Genomic DNA, 17203 nt, shown 5'->3' with positions numbered 1-17203 from the left:
GCCCCGTGAACAGTCCCGTGAGTGGATCAGGGACGGCACTGAAGGTCCTCGTCGTCGACGACGAGCGGCCGGCCCTCGACGAGCTCGCCTTCCTGCTCGGCCAGGACCCGCGGATCGCCGAGGTGCTCACCTGCGACAGCGCGACCGAGACCCTGCGGGTGCTGCAGGAGCTCGAGGTCGACGCGGTGTTCCTCGACGTGCAGATGCCCGGGCTGACGGGGCTCGAGCTCGCCCAGGTGCTGGCCCGCTTCCGCGAGCCCCCGCCGATCGTCTTCGTCACCGCCCACGACCAGCACGCGGTCGAGGCCTTCGAGCTCCAGGCCGTCGACTACGTGCTCAAGCCGGTGCGGGCAGACCGGCTCGCCGAGGCGGTACGACGGGTGGTCGGCGTCGTCGACGGCGTCACCGAGCGCGGGCCGGTCGGCGACCTGCAGGTGCCCGTCGAGCTCGGCGGGGTCACCCGCTTCGTGGCCCGCTCCGCGATCTCGCACGTCGAGGCGCAGGGCGACTACGCGCGGCTGCACACCGACGAGGGCTCGCACCTGGTGCGCACCCCGCTCTCGCAGCTGGAGGAGGAGTGGGGACCGGCCGGGTTCGTGCGGATCCACCGCTCGCTGCTGGTCTCGCTGGCGCACGTCGCGGAGGTCCGGATGGACGCGGGTCGCTGCACGGTCGTCGTCGCCGGCTGCGAGCTGCTGGTCAGCCGGCGGCACACCCGGCAGCTGCGCGACCTGCTGCTCAAGCGGGCCGGCTCGTGACCGAGCGCGTCCGGGTGACCGGGCCGCCGCGCCGTCGTACCACCGTCCGGTCGCGGGCGCGCGACATCGACACCGACACCGAGCTGGGCGGGATCTACCTCGGCTCGCTGCTGCGCGAGCAGCTGCGGCTGGCCGCGCAGGTTCTGGCGGTGCTCGCGGTGTCGGTCGGGTCGTGGCCGCTGGTGTTCCACCTGTGGCCGGGGCTGGCGACCGTCGAGCTGGCCGGGGTGCCGGTGGCCTGGCTGGTGCTGGGGGTGCTGGTCTACCCGCTGCTCCTCGGCCTCGGCTGGTGGTTCGTCCGCCGCGCCGAGCGCATCGAGCACGACTTCACCGAGCTGATGGAGGAGGTCGAGAAGTGAGCTCGGCCCCAGGGATCGTCGCGATCGCGCTGGTCACCCTGGCCACGCTCGCGATCGGCACCTGGGGGCTGCGCTTCTCCCGCACGACCAGCGACTTCTTCGTCGCGTCCCGGTCGGTGAACCCGCGGCTGAACGCGACCGCGATCGGCGGCGAGTACCTCTCCGCCGCGTCGTTCCTCGGCGTCGCCGGGCTGGTGCTGACCTTCGGCGCGGACATGCTCTGGTACCCGATCGGCTGGACCGCCGGCTACCTCGTGCTGCTGGTCCTGGTGGCCGCGCCGCTGCGCCGGTCGGGTGCGTACACGCTGCCCGACTTCGCCGAGGCCCGGCTCGGCTCGCGCGGGGTCCGCGCGGTCTGTTCCCTGCTGGTCGTGGCGATCGGGTGGCTCTACCTGCTGCCGCAGTTCCAGGGCGCGGGGCTGACGCTGCGCTCGGCGATCGGGGCGCCGGTCTGGCTGGGTCCGCTCATCGTCGGGCTCGTCGTACTGATCAACGTGACGGCCGGCGGGATGCGGAGCATCACCTTCGTCCAGGCCTTCCAGTACTGGCTCAAGCTCACCGCGCTGCTGCTCCCGCTGATGGTGCTGCTGGTCGCGTGGGCCGGCGACGGCGCGCCGGGAAGCCGGGTGGTCGGCGAGGCCGCGTCCGGCTGGTCGGTGCCGCTGGCCGACGGGGGTGGACAGGGGCTCTACCTGACCTACTCGCTGATCGTCGCGACCTTCCTCGGCACCATGGGGCTGCCGCACGTGGTGGTCCGCTTCTACACCAACCCCGACGGCCGGGCGGCCCGTCGTACGACGCTGGTGGTGCTGGCGCTGCTCGGCGCGTTCTACCTGCTGCCGACGGCGTACGGCGCCCTCGGCCGCGTCTACGCCCCCGGCCTCGCCTCGTCCGGTCGCTCGGACGTGCTGGTGCTGGAGCTGCCGCGCCTGGTGGTGCCGGGGCCGCTCGGCGAGGTGCTGACCGCGCTGGTGACGGCGGGCGCGTTCGCGGCGTTCCTGTCGACCTCCTCGGGGTTGGCGATCGCGGTCGCGGGGGTGCTGACCCAGGACGTCACCGGCCGGCCGTACGGCGAGCGGCGGCTCGGCGGCGTGCCCGCGTTCCGGCTGGCGGCGGTGGTGGCCGTCCTGGTGCCGGTGCTGGTCGCCCTCGCGATCCCGAACCTGGGCGTCGCGCGCGCGGTCGGGCTGGCCTTCGCGGTGGCGGCGTCGACGTTCTGCCCGCTGCTGCTGCTCGGGATCTGGTGGAGCCGGCTCACCGACGCCGGCGCCATCGCCGGGCTGATCGCGGGCGGTGTCGGCTCGGGATTCGCCGTCGGCTGGGCCCTCGCGCCGGTCTCCGCCTCCGGGTGGGCGGGGGTGCTGCTGGAGCAGCCCGCAGCCTGGTCGGTCCCGCTCGCCGTGGCGACCATGGTCGGCGTCAGCCTGCTCACCCCCGGCCGGATCCCCCCGCACACGCGCCGGCTGATGGTGCGGCTGCACACGCCCGAGATCGTCGAGCTGGACCGGGGGTGAGCGCGGGCCCGGGGTGGGTCCTGGGGGCGCGGTCACAGGTGTCGCAGGTTCATCACGGTATGCAGGCCAGTTGGCACTGTCCACGGTGGGTACGCCGTGGGAGGTGCGGACTCGTCTGCATACCGTGATGAACCCGCAGCCGGCCGCCCGCTGCGAGGACCTCGACAACGCCGGCGCTGGCGCGCCTCCTGCTCGATCAGCGGTCAGGCGGTACGCCGCGCCTGCAGCAGCGCCGTCGCCCGCTGCACGATCAGGTCCACGACGAGCGGGTGCGGCCCGATGACGTCGGCGACGACGGCCGCCCCGAGAGACTCCCGGCGCGCCCGTGAGGCGAAGAATCCGTCGGCGAGCAGGTACGGCGAGATGGCGTCGCCCGGTCGGACCACGTCGGCCGGGCGCAGCCCCTGTCCGGCCAGCGTGGCCAGCGAGACCGGGCCACCCCAGGCGCCGGCGAGCAGGTCGCGGGCGCGGAGCAGGTCACGCATCGCGAGCGGGTCGTTGGAGCCGGCGGCCACCATGGTCACCGGCTGGCCGGGGCGGGCACCGGCGTCGAGCAGCCGGTCGACCTGGGCCGAGGCGAGCAGCGGGTCCGGGCCGAGCGGCCGGCCGAGCACGACGTCACCCGAGTCCGGGAGGGCGGCCGGGAGATCGTGTCGGACGTGGTAGCCGGTCGAGAGGAGGAGCGGTACCACCACCGAGGACGGTCCGGAGGCGACGACGTCGGCGTACAGCGGCGAGCAGAGCTCGACGTACGACGCCGTCGCGGGCAGCCCGAGCCGCGCCGCCGCGGCGAGCGTCAGCTGCACGGCGACCTCGTTGCCGGCGGCGTGCCGGGTGCCGTGGGCAACGGTGACCAAGCGGGTGGCGGGGCGGACGAGGGTCCGCATCAGGACGCCGCCGCCAGCCGGTAGCCGCGCTTCACCACGGTCTGCACGGACTTGGTGCCGAGCGCGGCGCGCAGCCGGGCGACGGCCATCTCGACGGCGTGCTCGGAACCGGCGGTGCCGCTCGGCAGCATGGCGAGCAGGGCCCGGCGGGAGACGACGTTGCCGGGGTTGGCGACCAGCGCCTGCAGGACCGCCGTCGGAGCGGGCGAGAGCTTGATCTCGACGCCGTCGAGGAGCACCTCGTCGCCGTGCAGGAGCAGCAGGGAGCCGCTGTCGAGCTCGATCGAGAGGCCGCCGCGGCGCGAGGGCAGCTCGACCTCGAGCTGCTTGACCATCGCGGCGAGCCGGGACCGCTCCGGGAACATGGTCGGGACGCCCCAGAGCTCGAAGGCGGCGGCGGTCACCGGTCCGACGCAGGCGGCGACCACGTCGGCCTGGAAGGCGGTGATCACGTCGTCCCGCCGGCCGGTGGGGCCCGCGGCGTCCATCAGGGCCGCGACGGCCGGGGCAGAGGTGAAGGTCACCGCGTCGAGCTGGCGGTCGGCGATCAGGTCGATCATCCGGAACATCGGCTCCGGGTCCTCGGCCCCGGCGACCCGGTAGACGGTGACGACCGTGACGTCGGCGCCGCGCCGCCGCAGCGCGTGCGCGACCATCGACAGCGACTGCCCGTGCTCCTGGACGACGATCCGCAGACCGCTCAGGTCGCGACCGCGGAGATGCTCCAGCACGTCCTCGAAGCACTCCGACTCCGGCGCCCACATCTCCCGCAGCCCGCGCCGCCGCAGCGCCCCGACCGACTTCGGGCCGCGCGCGAGGATCTCGGCCCCGCCGAGGGCCTCGACGAGCCGCTCCCCCAGCCCCCAGCGATCGGCGGCCTCGAACCACGCCTTCATGCCGATGCCGGTGGTCGCCAGGAACATGTCGACCGGGCGGTCCAGCACCGTCTCGGTCGCGGCGCGCAGCGAGGCGTCGTCGACCTGGTTGGGGTCCTGGGAGAGCGCCGGCGCCCACTCGACGGCGGCCCCGCGGCGCTCGAGCAGGGCGATCTGCTCCTCCACCTTCCGGGCAGCCGTCACCCCCACCCGGAACCCGGCGAGGGGCAGATCACTCACGGACTCTCCCTCTTGCGACCCACGGAGACCACTCGGTCGGTGACCAGGACGTCGTACGTCGGGACCCGGACCGCCGCGTCGTCGAGGCACTGTCCGGTGCGCAGGTCGAAGGCCTGCTTGTACATGGGCGACGCCACGAACGGGATGTCTCCCCGAGTCCCGACGATGCCCCGGGCCAGCACCGAGGCCCTTGAGAAGGGATCGTAGTTCGAGATCGCGAAGACCTCACCCTCGTGGGTCCGGAACACCGCGACGGCCTCGCCGTCGACCAGCGCCGCGACCCCGCCCTCGACCTCGATCTGGTCGAGGCGGCAGACCGTGGTGTACGTCGTCTCCGTGGCGGCGTTCATCGGGGCGCCCCGACCGGGATGCTCGAGCCCAGGGAGATCGGACCCAGCGACACCGGACCCTCGGAGTCCGCCGGCGCGATCTGGTCGCGCTCGTCGCGGAAGCTGATGTTCGGGTCCGGGGTGTCGGGTGCGTTCACGAAGGACACGAAGCGGGACACCTTCTCGGGGTCGTCGATGGTCGTCTTCCACTCGTCGAAGTAGGTGTCGACGTGCCGGGCCATCGCCGCCTCCAGCTCCGAGCCCAGTCCGAGAGCGTCGTCCACGACGATCTCCCTGACCCGCTCCAGCCCACCGTCGAGCGAGTCCACCCAGGGCGCGGTGCGCTGCAGCCGGTCGGCGGTGCGGATGTAGTACATGAGGAACCGGTCGAGGTAGCGGACCAGCGTCTCGGTGTCGAGATCGCCGGCGAGCAGCCGGGCATGCACCGGGGTGGCGCCGCCGTTGCCGCCGACGTACAGGTTCCAGCCCTTCTCGGTGGCGATCACGCCGAAGTCCTTGCCCCGGGCCTCCGCGCACTCGCGGGCACAGCCGCTGACGCCGCCCTTGAGCTTGTGCGGCGAGCGCAGGCCGCGGTAGCGCAGCTCCAGGTCGATGGCGAGCTGGACGGAGTCCTGGACGCCGTAGCGGCACCAGGTGGAGCCGACGCACGACTTCACCGTCCGCAGGGACTTGCCGTATGCGTGCCCGGACTCGAAGCCGGCGTCGACCAGGCGCCGCCAGATCAGCGGGAGCTGCTCCATCCGGGCGCCGAACAGGTCGATCCGCTGGCCGCCGGTGATCTTCGTGTAGAGCCCGAAGTCGCGCGCGACCTCGCCGATCACGATCAGCTTCTCGGGCGTGATCTCGCCGCCGGGGATCCGCGGGACGACGGAGTAGGTGCCGTTGCGCTGGATGTTGGCGAGGTAGGCGTCGTTGGTGTCCTGGAGGGTACGACGATCGCCCTCGAGCACGTGCCCGTTGAGCTGGCTGGCCAGGACCGAGGCGACGGTCGGCTTGCAGATGTCGCAGCCCCGGCCGGTGCCGTGCGCCTCGACGACCTGGTCGAAGCGGGTGTAGCCGTGCACCGCGACGACGTCGAAGAGCTCCTGGCGGGTCAGCGGGAAGTGCTCGCACAGGCTCTTGTCGACGACCTTGCCCTGCGAGGTGAAGTAGTCCTCGATGATCTTCTTCGTCTGCACCTTGCACGACCCGCAGGTCGAGCCGGCGCGGGTGGTCTCGCCGCTCGCCGCGGCCTCGATGATGTCGCCCTTGGTGACGTCGTTGCAGGAGCAGACCTGGGCCTCGTCGGGGAGCTCGATGCTCGCGCCCCCGCCCCGGCTCGCCGGCAGGATCAGCTCCTCGGGGTTGGCCGGCAGCTCGATGCCGCTGGCGACCATCGGCCGCAGCACGCCGTACGCCGAGGCATCGCCCACGAGGATGCCGCCGAGCAGCTGCCGGCCGTCCTCGGAGACGACGAGCTTCTTGTAGACCCCGGCGACCGCGTCGGCGAAGACCAGCTCCAGCGAGTCGGGCGTGGTCGCGAAGGCGTCGCCGAAGCTGGCGACGTCGACGCCCATCAGCTTCAGCTTGGTGGACATGTCGGCGCCGATGAACGAGCCCGGGCCGCCGAGCAGCGCGTCGACGACGACCTCGGCCATCGCGTAGCCCGGCGCGACCAGGCCGTACATCCGCCCCGCCGGCGCCGCGCACTCGCCGATCGCCCAGACGTGCGGGTCGGAGCTGCGGCACTGCTCGTCGACCAGGACGCCGCCGCGCTCGGCGAGGCCGAGGCCGGCCGTGCGGGCGAGCGCGTCGCGGGGTCGGATGCCGGCCGAGAAGACGACGATCTCGGCGTCGATCGTGGCCCCCTCCTTCAGCGCGAGGCCCGCGGCGCGGCCGTCCCGCTCGACGACCGCGGAGGTCATCGCGCCGGCGTGGACCGTCAGGCCGAGCTTCTCGATGTGCCGGGTGAGCACCGCGCCGCCCGCGTCGTCGATCTGGACCGCCATCAGCCGCGGCGCCATCTCGACCACGTGTGTCTCCAGCCCGAGCTGGGCCAGCGCGTTCGCGGCCTCCAGACCGAGCAGGCCGCCGCCGATCACGGCGCCGACCGTCGCGGTCGCCGCCGCCTCGCGGATCGCCTCCAGGTCCTCGATCGTCCGGTAGACGAAGCAGCCGGGCAGGTCGTGGCCGGGGATCGGCGGCACGAACGGCGCCGCTCCCGTGGCGAGCACGAGCTCGTCGTAGGCGAGCACGCTCTCCCGGCCAGTGGCGTCGGCGAGGAGGACGGTCCGGGTCTCCGGGTCGAAGCCCTCGACGGACGTGCCGAGCAGCAGCCGGACCCGCGGGTCGTCGTACTCCCCCGACGGGAGGAAGGACAGCGCGTCGGCGCCGACCTCGAAGAAGGAGGTGAGCGCGACGCGGTCGTACGCCGGGCGCGGCTCCTCCCCCACGACGACGATGTCGTGGGTCTCGGTCAGGCCGCGCTCGACGGCGGCCTGCACGAACCGGTGGCCGACCATGCCGTGGCCGACGACCACGAGCGTCTTGCGGTGGTGGGGGCTCATCTCGGGGTTCCTTCCAACAGGGACGTGCGGGTGCTGAGCAGGTGGCGTACGGCGGGCGAGCAGCCCCCGCACCCGGTGGTGGCGCGGGTGGTGGTGCGGACCTCGTCGAGCGACGCGCACGCCCGGACGGCGCCCGCGCTGACCCCGGCGCAGGAGCAGACCTCGGCGTCGTCGGGCAGGACGATCGGGGTGGCCGCGGTGACCCGGTCGGGCATGAGCAGCAGACCCGGTTCGGTCTCGCCGAGCACGGTCCCGCGGTCGTAGTGCTGGGTGATCAGGCCGATCCGGGACAGGTCCCCGACCAGGGTGCCGGCGACGATCCGGCCGTCACGGACCACCAGCCGGCGGTGCGACCCGACGATCGGGTTGGTGACCTCGACGACCTCGCCCTCGGCGCGGTTCGGGTCGCCGAGCACGGCCACGTCGAGGCCCGTGGCGCGGAGCCGGGCGACGCTGCGGGTGCCGGCGTACGCGATGCGCTCGCCGGTCAGGTGCCGGGCCAGCAGGCTGGCCTGCTCCCAGGCGGGCGGCACGAAGCCGGTGACCTGGCCGCCGTGCTGGGCGCAGTCACCGATCGCGTAGACGTGCTCGTCGCTGGTGCGGAGCTGGTCGTCGACGACGATGCCCCGGCGTACGTCGAGGCCGGCGCGGCGGGCCAGCGCGGTGCTCGGCCGGCCTCCGGCGGTCAGTACGACCAGGTCGGTCTCCAGGGTGAAGCCGTTGTCGAGGACCAGGCCCTCGTCGGTGATCCGGACCGCGCGGGCGCCGGTGTAGACGGTGGCGCCGAGGCGGCGCAGGTCGCGGGCGATGATCCGGCCGGCCTTCTCGTCGACCTGGCTGCGCAGCAGGTGCTCGCCGCCCTCGACGATCTCGACGGCCAGCCCGCGGACACTCAGCGCCCGGGCGACCTGGAGGCCGAGCAGCCCGCCGCCGACGACGACGGCGGTCCGCGCCCCCGGGACCGCGGCGTCGAGGCGCTCGCAGTCCTCGCGGCTCCGGAACGCGTGCACCTTCTCCTGCAGCCGGCCGTCGACCTGCACGAGGCCGCGGATCGGCGGCAGCGTCGGGATCGCGCCGGTGGCCAGCACCAGGGCGTCGTACGGCACCCGGCTGCGGTCGGCGAGCTCGACCTCGCGCTCCTCGCGGTGGATCTCGACGACCCGGGTGCCGAGCCGCAGGTCGACCTCGTCGCGCAGCCCGAGCACGAGGGCCCCCGCGTCGTGGGTGCCCTCGAGGACGGCGGAGAGCAGGATCCGGTTGTACGGCGCGTGCGCCTCGTCGCCGAGCACCGTGACCCGGGCGCCGCCGTCGACCAGCCCGTCGGCCAGCCGGGCGGCCGCCATCCCGGCGCCGACGACGACGATCCGCTCGGCGGCTTCGCGGGCGTCGGTCGGGGGCATGTCCCCAGCCTGTGGAACCGGCGTAACACCGACGCCATGGCGTCGTACCGGTGGCGTCAACTTGTCCTCACGGCCTCACGGCGCTCACGGCCTCACCGGGCCGCCTCTCGGCAACCGGGGTCGCGACCCGCGCCTCTCGCGCCTCGACCGCCGCCGAGACCGCGGCCGCGCAGACCTTGAACTCCGGCATCCGGCTGGACGGGTCGAGCGCATCGTTGGTGAGCCGGTTGGCGCCGACCCAGTGGAACGGCACGAAGACGGTGTCCGGGCGGATGGTGGTGACGACCCGCGCGGGCGCCTTCAGCTCGCCGCGGCGAGTGGTGATGACGACCGGCTCGCCGTCGCGGGCGCCGATCCGGTCGGCCAGCATCGGGTGCAGCTCGACGAACGGGCCGGTGTCGGGGAGATCGCGGACCCGCCGGGTCTGCGCGCCGGACTGGTACTGCGCCAGCACCCGCCCCGTCGTCAGGTGGATCGGGTACTCGTCGTCCGGCTGCTCGGCGGCGCCGACGTGCTCGACGTCGACGAACCGCGCCCTTCCGTCGGGCGTCGCGAAGGAGTCCGCGAACAGCCGCGGGGTGCCGGGGTGCTCGGGCGTCGGGCACGGCCAGAAGACGCCGTGCTCGGCGCGGATCCGGTCGTAGCTGATGCCGGCGTAGTCGGCCCGGCCGCCCGCGGAGGCCAGCCGCAGCTCGGCGAAGACCTCCTCGGGCTCGGTCGGGAACGCGGCGGTCGAGCCGAGCCGTGCGGCCAGACCGGCCATCACGTCCAGGTCGCTGCGCACGCCGTCGGGCGGGGTCACGGCCCGCTCGCGCAGGATCACCCGGCCCTCGAGGTTGGTCATGGTGCCGGTCTCCTCGGCCCACTGGGTGACCGGCAGGACGACGTCGGCCATCGCCGCGGTCTCGCTCATCACGATGTCGGCGACGACGAGCAGGTCGAGCGCGGCGAGCCGCTCGGTGACCCGGGTGGCGTTCGGCGCCGAGACGACGATGTTGCTGCCGAAGACCAGCAGCGCGGACGAGCCACCCTCACGGCCGAGCGAGTCCAGCAGCTCGTACGCCGAGAGCCCCTTGCCCGGCAGTGTGTCCGGGTCGACGCCCCACACCCGGGCGACGTGCTCCCGGGCCGCCGGGTCGTCGATCATCCGGTAGCCGGGCAGCTGGTCGGACTTCTGGCCGTGCTCGCGACCACCCTGGCCGTTGCCCTGGCCGGTGAGGCAGCCGTAGCCGGCCGACGGCTTGCCCGGCATGCCGAGCGCGAGCGCGACGTTCAGCCAGCCGAGCACGGTCGCGGTGCCCTGGCTGTGCTGCTCGGCACCGCGGGCGGTCAGCACGGTGACCTTGCCCGCTCGGGCCAGTACGTCGGCCAGTCCGCGCAGCTGCGACGCCTCGACGCCGGTCACTCGCTCGACCCGCTCCGGCCACCAGGCGGCGGCGGTACGCCGGACGTCGGCGAAGCCGGTGGTGCGCGCGGCGACGTACTCCTCGTCGACGGCGCCGGCGGCATCGAGGAGATGCAGGACGCCGAGGGCGAGCGCGAGGTCGGTGCCCGGCACGGGCTGCAGGAAGGTGTCGGCGCGGTCCGCGGTGGGGGTACGACGGGGGTCGATCACCACGACGTGCCCGCCGCGCTCGCGGAGCCGATCGAGGTGCCGCGCGGCCGGCGGCATCGTCTCGGCGAGGTTGGAGCCGACCAGCACCAGCACGTCGGTGTCCTCGACGTCGGCCAGCGGGAACGGCAGCCCCCGGTCGATCCCGAACGCCTGGTTGCCGGCGGAGGCGGCCGAGGACATGCACCAGCGGCCGTTGTAGTCGATCCGGCTGGTGCGCAGCGCGACCCGGGCGAGCTTGCCGAGCAGGTAGGCCTTCTCATTGGTCAGCCCGCCGCCGCCGAAGACCGCCACCGCGTCCGGGCCGTGCTCGGCCTGCATCCGTCGTACGCCGTCGGCCACCACGTCGAGGGCCTCGTCCCACGACGCCGCCCGCAGCTCACCGGTCGCCCGGTCGCGCAGCAACGGCGTGGTCAGCCGTTCGCGGCTGCCGCGGAGACCGCCGGCGGTCCAGCCCTTGCGGCACAGCGCGCCCTCGTTCACCGGGAACTCCGGCCACGCCTGCACCTCCAGCGTGCGACGGCCCGTGAGGGCCATCCCGCACTGGAGGCTGCAGTAGGGGCAGTGGGTCTTGGTCATCAGATGCCCGCGTTGGCCAGACTCGTGTGCGCCTTGGTGGCGTGCGGCTTGCGGAGGAAGACCGCCCAGGTCACGACCGCGCAGACGACGTAGAAGGCGGTGAAGACCACGAACGCCCCCTTGGTCGCGTCCATCGGCTGGTCGACCCACGGCGAGCTGAAGGCGATCGGGATCAGGAAGCCGCCGATCGCGCCGACGGCACCGATGACGCCGATCGCGGCCGAGGCCTTCTTCGTGCCGGCGTGCAGGGCGGCGCTCCGCTCGGCGGTGCCGGCCGGGGTGGCGCGCTCGGCCTGGGTGCGGAAGATCGCGGGGATCATCTTGTACGTCGAGCCGTTGCCGATGCCGGTCGCGGCGAAGACGCAGAGGAAGAAGGCCAGGAACCAGGGGAACCAGGACTGGTTGTCGTCGGCGATCGCCGGGCTCTGGCCGGGGTTCGGGGTCAGCTGGGTGAGGGTCCACAGCACCGCGAGGGTGCTGACGATCATCCCGGCGAACGCGCCGAGGGTGACCCGCGCGCCGCCGTACTTGTCGGCGAGCCAGCCGCCGAAGGGCCGGGTCGCCGAGCCGACCAGCGCACCCAGGAAGGCGAAGTACGCGAAGTAGATGCCGGTGCCGAGCGGCGCCGGGTCGGGCACCCAGAAGTTGAGCTTGATCAGCAGCGGCATCGCGGCGGAGTAGCCGATGAACGAGCCGAAGGTGCCGATGTAGAGGAACGCCATCACCCAGGTCTGCTTCTCCTTGACGACCTGGAGCTGCTCGCGCGGCTTGGACTTCGCCGAGGTGAGGTTGTCCATGAAGAAGTACGCCGCCAGGGTCGCCACGATCGCGAGGCCGGCGTACACGTAGGCCGCCCGCTCCAGGCTGATGCCGCCCTCGGCTGCCTTGACCAGGCCGAAGATGCCGGCGCCGCCGATGATGACCGGCAGGAACAGCTGGATCAGCGCGACGCCGAGGTTGCCGCCGGCGGCGTTCAGGCCGAGCGCCGCGCCCTTCTTGTCGCTGGGGTAGAAGAAGTTGATGTTGGCCATCGAGCTGGCGAAGTTGCCGCCGCCGAGGCCCGCGGTCGCCGCGATCAGGCAGAACAGCCAGAACGGCGTGTCCGGGTTCTGCACCGCGACCGCGAACCCGAGCGTCGGGACCAGCAGCAGCGCCGCGCTCACCATCGTCCAGTTGCGGCCGCCGAACTTCGGCACCGCGAACGTGTACGGCAGCCGCAGCACCGAGCCCACCAGGTTGGGCAGCGCGACCAGCAGGAACAGCTGCTGCGGGGTGTAGCTGAAGCCCATCGAGACCAGGAACGCCGAGCTGACGCTCCAGATCAGCCAGACCGAGAAGCCGAGGTGCTCGGCGAAGATCGACCAGATCAGGTTGCGGCGGGCCACGCCCCGACCGGTGCTCTCCCAGAACTCGGGCTCCTCCGGGCGCCAGTCGTCGATCCAGCGGCCGGTACGGCGGGCGGGCGCGGCCGCCGTCGCGGGGCGGGTGTCGGTCACGGTCATGGCGGGGCTCCTGTGAGATCGAGGTGTCCCCAGACTCGGCCGCGGTCGTAACGCCGGCGACAGGTCGCCGTACCGATGCCGTCAACTTCTCCTCACGACCTCACGGCCCTGAACGCTGGTTGAGGTGCGAGGCGCGCCAGCGCCGAGCCTCGAAGCCCGGTGAGACGCCCATCGGCCTCGATCGAGCCCGACCGCTCGTCGTACGAGAGCTACCGCTGGGCGACGGGGCGGGGCCGCTGAGCGACCGCCGACGACGTACCTCTCTCCGTCGTACGAACAACGCTCCTACGGTGACGGCGATCACACCCACCTCCGAGAGGGGAACCCCGTGACGACCAACCACGAGCCGGGCCAGGCCGCGCGCCACGACCCGGTGTACGACGAGCTGCACGCCCGCCCGGAGTTCACCGAGCTGCGGCGGCGCTACCGCGGCTTCGTGTTCCCCGCGACGGTGGCCTTCCTGTCCTGGTACCTGCTGTACGTCGTCATGTCGAACTGGGCGGGCGACTTCATGAGCATCAAGGTCGTCGGAAACATCAACGTCGCGCTGGTCTTCGGGCTGCTGCAGTTCGTGACGACGTTCCTGCTGGCCTGGCTCTACAGCCGCTTCTCGACGGCCAAGCTCGATCCGCTGGCCCGCACGCTCGACAACGAGTACCGCGAGCACCTCGCGTCGAAGGAGCTCTGACATGGACGACCAGGTCCTCACCAGCGTCCTGTTCCTCGCCGTCGTCGCGCTGACGGTCGGCATCACCTTCTGGGCCAGCCGGCAGAGCTCCGGCACGGCCGACTTCTACGCCGGCGGCCGGTCGTTCTCCGGGCTCCAGAACGGTCTGGCCATCGGCGGCGACTACATGTCCGCGGCGTCGTTCCTCGGCATCTCGGGCGCCATCGCGCTCAGCGGGTACGACGGCTTCCTGTACTCCATCGGCTTCCTGGTGGCCTGGCTGGTCGCCCTGCTGCTGGTCGCGGAGATGCTGCGCAACTCCGGCCGCTACACGATGGCCGACCAGCTGGCGTACCGGATGAGGCAGCGGCCGGTGCGCATGGCGGCCGCCACCTCGACGGTGATCGTGTCGATCTTCTACCTGCTCGCGCAGATGGTCGGCGCGGGCGTACTGGTCACCCTGCTGCTCGGCGTCGACGACCAGGCGGTCAAGAACCTCACCATCGTCGCCGTCGGTGCGCTGATGGTCTTCTACGTGACCGTCGGCGGCATGAAGGGCACCACCTGGGTCCAGATCGTCAAGGCCGTGCTGCTGATGGCCGGCTCGGCGCTGATCGTGGTGCTGGTGCTGATCAAGTTCAACTTCAACATCTCCGACCTGCTCGGCTCGGCCGCCGACAACTCGGGTGCCGGCTCGGCCTTCCTGGAGCCCGGGCTGAAGTACGGCGCCACGATGACCAGCAAGATCGACTTCCTCAGCCTCGGCATCGCGCTGGTCCTCGGTACGGCGGGCCTGCCGCACATCCTGATCCGCTTCTACACCGTCCCGACGTCCCGCGACGCGCGGAAGTCGGTGCTGTGGGCGATCGGCCTGATCGGCGTGTTCTACCTGTTCACGCTGGTGCTCGGCTTCGGTGCCGCGGCCCTGCTGGACACCAGCAAGCTGGACGCGGCCGGGAACCTGGCCTCGCCCAAGCTGGCCGAGGAGGTCGGCGGCGGAGCCGGCTCGACCGGAGGCGCGGTCCTGCTCGCCCTGATCGCGGCGGTGGCCTTCGCGACGATCCTCGCGGTGGTGGCCGGACTGGTGCTCACGTCGTCGGCCTCGGTGGCGCACGACATCTACAACAACGTGGTGAAGAAGGGCACCGCCACCGAGCAGCAGGAGATCCGGATGACCCGGATCGCGGCCGCGGTCATCGGCGCGGTCGCCATCCTGCTGGCGATCCCCGCGCAGAACCTCAACATCGCGTTCCTGGTGGCGCTGGCCTTCGCGGTCGCCGCGTCGGCGAACCTGCCGGCGATCGTCTACAACATGTTCTGGCGGCGCTTCAACACCCGCGGCGCCGTGTGGAGCATCTACGGCGGCCTGATCGCCTCCGTCGGCCTGGTCATCTTCTCCCCGATCGTCTCCGGCAAGGGCGAGGACGCAGCCGGCAAGAACCTGTCGCTGCTGCCCACCAGCATCGACATCTCGTGGTTCCCGCTGGAGAACCCGGGCATCGTCTCGATCCCGCTGGGCTTCTTCTTCGGCTGGCTCGGCACCGTCACGATGCGGGAGCCGGACTCCGAGGAGCGCTACACCGAGCTCGAGGTCCGCGCCCTCACCGGCGCGGGCGCCGAGCAGGCGATCCAGCACTGATCTCGTCGGTCGAGTAGCGAGCGCCAGCAAGCGTATCGAGACCCGTGTCGAAACCCCTCGCTGCACCGGTCTCGATACGCCGCTCGTCCCTCGCGGCTACTCGACCGACGAGGTCCCCTAATGTGGCAGAGGCCACCATCCCGAAACTGCGACTCCAGGAGTGCGAGCACCGTGAGCGACGAGACCCTCTCGAACCTGCTGAAGGAAGACCGGCGCTTCGAGCCGCCGGCCGAGCTGGCGGCGAACGCCAACCTCACGGCGGAGGCCTACGAGCGCGCGGCCGCCGACCGGGAGGGCTTCTGGGCCGAGCAGGCCGAGCGGCTCACCTGGGACCAGAAGTGGGACACCGTCCTGGACTGGACGAACCCGCCGTTCGCGAAGTGGTTCGTCGGCGGCAAGCTGAACGCGGCGTACAACTGCGTCGACCGCCACGTCGAGGCCGGCAACGGCGACAAGGTCGCCTTCCACTGGGTCGGCGAGCCGGTCGATGACAAGCGGACCATCACCTACAGCGACCTCAAGGACGAGGTCAGCCAGGCCGCGAACGCGCTGACCGACCTCGGCGTCCGGGCCGGTGACCGGGTCGCGATCTACCTGCCGATGATCCCCGAGGCGATCGTCGCGATGCTGGCCTGCGCCCGGATCGGCGCCCCGCACACGGTGGTCTTCGGCGGCTTCTCCTCCGACGCGCTCGCCTCACGGCTGACCGACTGCCAGGCCAAGGTCGTGATCACCGCCGACGGCGGCTACCGCCGCGGGGCACCGTCCGCGCTGAAGCCGGCGGTCGACGAGGCCCGCACCAAGACGGACGTGGTGGAGAAGGTCCTCGTCGTACGACGCACGGGTCAGGAGGTCGAGTGGGACGACGGCGTCGACGTGTGGTGGCACGAGTCGGTGGCGACGGCCTCGACCGAGCACGCGTGCGAGTTCTTCGACGCCGAGCACCCGCTGTACGTCATGTACACCTCCGGCACCACGGGCCAGCCCAAGGGCATCCTGCACACCACCGGTGGCTACCTCACCGGCTGCGCCTACACGCACTGGGCGGTCTTCGACCTCAAGCCCGAGACCGACGTCTACTGGTGCACCGCCGACATCGGCTGGGTCACCGGCCACTCCTACATCGTCTACGGCCCACTCGCGAACGGGGCGACGCAGGTCCTCTACGAAGGCACTCCGGACGCCCCCGAGCGGGGCCGGTGGTGGCAGATCATCGAGGAGTACGGCGTCACGATCCTCTACACCGCCCCGACCGCCATCCGGTCGTTCATGAAGCAGGGCCGCGAGATCCCCGACCAGCGCGACATGTCGAGCCTGCGGCTCCTCGGCTCGGTCGGTGAGCCGATCAACCCCGAGGCCTACATCTGGTACCGCCAGGTCATCGGCGGCGACCGCACCCCGGTCGTCGACACCTGGTGGCAGACCGAGACCGGCTCGATCATGATCAGCCCGCTGCCCGGCGTCACCCACGGCAAGCCCGGCTCGGCGATGATCCCGATCCCCGGCGTGGCCGCCGACGTGGTCACCGAGGAGGGCGAGTCGGTGCCGAACGGCTCCGGCGGCTACCTGGTCCTCACCGAGCCGTGGCCCGCGATGCTGCGCACCATCTGGGGCGACGACCAGCGCTACCAGGACACCTACTGGTCGCGCTACGCCAAGCAGGGCTGGTACTTCGCCGGCGACGGTGCCAAGAAGGACTCCGACGGGGACCTGTGGATCCTCGGCCGGGTCGACGACGTCATGAACGTCTCCGGCCACCGGCTCTCCACCACCGAGATCGAGTCCGCGCTGGTCTCGCACCCCAAGGTCGCCGAGGCCGCGGTCGTCGGCGCCAAGGACGAGGACACCGGCCAGGCGGTCTGCGCGTTCGTGATCCTGCGCGACGAGGCCGGCGACGGCGGCGCGGACATCGTCGAGGAGCTACGCAACCACGTGCGCAAGGAGATCGGCGCGATCGCCAAGCCGCGCCAGATCATGATCGTCCCCGAGCTCCCCAAGACCCGCTCGGGCAAGATCATGCGCCGCCTGCTCCGCGACGTCGCCGAGCACCGCGAGATCGGCGACGTCACGACCCTCGCCGACAGCTCGGTGATGAGCCTGATCTCCGACGGCCTCGCCGACAAGCCCGAGGACTGACCCACCCCCCGCTCGATGGCCGAGTCAGCACTACTGGTGCTGACTCGGCCCCCTACTTCTGGCTGCGGTTCTGTTCTCGGGCGGTGGGTCAGTAAAGTAGGGCGCGGTGCGCCGGGAAGTCTGGTCGGCAGTCTGTCGA

At 72.2% G+C, this 17203-nt stretch carries 13 protein-coding genes; 6 read left to right on the top strand and 7 right to left on the bottom strand.

Annotation, left to right across the window (positions count from 1 at the left end):
• Positions 1-17: 17 nt before the first annotated feature.
• Genes MUB56_RS06370 through MUB56_RS06360 form a run of 3 tightly spaced genes read left to right on the top strand, consistent with a single transcriptional unit; the run spans position 18 to position 2631 of the window.
• Positions 18-758 (top strand): LytTR family DNA-binding domain-containing protein, encoded by a 741-nt coding sequence (locus tag MUB56_RS06370; RefSeq protein WP_244931066.1) that lies wholly within the window; start codon positions 18-20, stop codon positions 756-758.
• Positions 755-1117, top strand: coding sequence for a hypothetical protein (locus MUB56_RS06365; protein ID WP_244931065.1), 363 nt, complete (start codon positions 755-757; stop codon positions 1115-1117). The genes MUB56_RS06370 and MUB56_RS06365 overlap by 4 nt, the downstream gene beginning before the upstream one ends.
• Positions 1114-2631 carry a cation acetate symporter gene (locus MUB56_RS06360; protein ID WP_244931064.1) on the top strand — a complete coding sequence of 506 codons (1518 nt, stop codon included), beginning with the start codon at positions 1114-1116 and terminating at the stop codon, positions 2629-2631. Before MUB56_RS06365 ends, MUB56_RS06360 begins: the two co-directional genes overlap by 4 nt.
• A 203-nt stretch (positions 2632-2834) precedes the next feature.
• Here MUB56_RS06360 and MUB56_RS06355 read toward each other — a convergent pair whose 3' ends face one another.
• The 7 genes from MUB56_RS06355 to MUB56_RS06325 all read right to left on the bottom strand — a co-directional run bounded on the left by MUB56_RS06355 (position 2835) and on the right by MUB56_RS06325 (position 12622).
• Positions 2835-3518, bottom strand: coding sequence for a CbiX/SirB N-terminal domain-containing protein (locus MUB56_RS06355; protein WP_244931063.1), 684 nt, complete (start codon positions 3516-3518; stop codon positions 2835-2837).
• Positions 3518-4633 carry a uroporphyrinogen-III synthase gene (locus tag MUB56_RS06350; RefSeq protein ID WP_244931062.1) on the bottom strand — a complete coding sequence of 372 codons (1116 nt, stop codon included), beginning with the start codon at positions 4631-4633 and terminating at the stop codon, positions 3518-3520. Before MUB56_RS06350 ends, MUB56_RS06355 begins: the two co-directional genes overlap by 1 nt.
• Positions 4630-4983 carry a nitrite reductase small subunit NirD gene (gene nirD, locus MUB56_RS06345; protein ID WP_244931061.1) on the bottom strand — a complete coding sequence of 118 codons (354 nt, stop codon included), beginning with the start codon at positions 4981-4983 and terminating at the stop codon, positions 4630-4632. The genes MUB56_RS06350 and nirD overlap by 4 nt, the downstream gene beginning before the upstream one ends.
• The gene (nirB, locus tag MUB56_RS06340; protein WP_244931060.1) at positions 4980-7529 is read right to left on the bottom strand and encodes a nitrite reductase large subunit NirB; all 2550 of its coding nucleotides are present in this window, start codon (positions 7527-7529) and stop codon (positions 4980-4982) included. The genes nirD and nirB overlap by 4 nt, the downstream gene beginning before the upstream one ends.
• Positions 7526-8929, bottom strand: a complete 1404-nt coding sequence (locus MUB56_RS06335) for an FAD-dependent oxidoreductase (protein ID WP_244931059.1) — start codon at positions 8927-8929, stop codon at positions 7526-7528. Before MUB56_RS06335 ends, nirB begins: the two co-directional genes overlap by 4 nt.
• Positions 8930-8996: 67 nt before the next feature.
• The gene (locus tag MUB56_RS06330; protein WP_244931058.1) at positions 8997-11120 is read right to left on the bottom strand and encodes a molybdopterin oxidoreductase family protein; all 2124 of its coding nucleotides are present in this window, start codon (positions 11118-11120) and stop codon (positions 8997-8999) included.
• The gene (locus MUB56_RS06325; protein ID WP_244931057.1) at positions 11120-12622 is read right to left on the bottom strand and encodes an MFS transporter; all 1503 of its coding nucleotides are present in this window, start codon (positions 12620-12622) and stop codon (positions 11120-11122) included. Before MUB56_RS06325 ends, MUB56_RS06330 begins: the two co-directional genes overlap by 1 nt.
• 328 nt (positions 12623-12950) lie before the next feature.
• Between MUB56_RS06325 and MUB56_RS06320 the strand changes: the two genes are divergently transcribed.
• The 3 genes from MUB56_RS06320 (at position 12951) to acs (ending at position 17064) form a co-directional block, all read left to right on the top strand.
• Entirely contained in the window at positions 12951-13310 is a 360-nt protein-coding gene (locus MUB56_RS06320) for a DUF485 domain-containing protein (protein WP_244931056.1), read from the top strand.
• A 1-nt stretch (position 13311) separates the two neighbouring features.
• Positions 13312-14928, top strand: a complete 1617-nt coding sequence (locus MUB56_RS06315) for a cation acetate symporter (protein ID WP_244931055.1) — start codon at positions 13312-13314, stop codon at positions 14926-14928.
• A gap of 171 nt (positions 14929-15099) precedes the next feature.
• A complete protein-coding gene (gene acs, locus MUB56_RS06310) occupies positions 15100-17064 on the top strand; it encodes an acetate--CoA ligase (protein WP_244931054.1) in 1965 nt (654 codons plus the stop codon).
• The last annotated feature ends 139 nt before the right edge of the window (positions 17065-17203 follow it).

It is taken from the genome of Nocardioides sp. W7 (genome assembly GCF_022919075.1).
Lineage (GTDB): Bacteria > Actinomycetota > Actinomycetes > Propionibacteriales > Nocardioidaceae > Nocardioides.
Note: the sequence above shows the minus strand (reverse complement) of the source record. Positions and strands in the feature narration are given on the sequence as shown.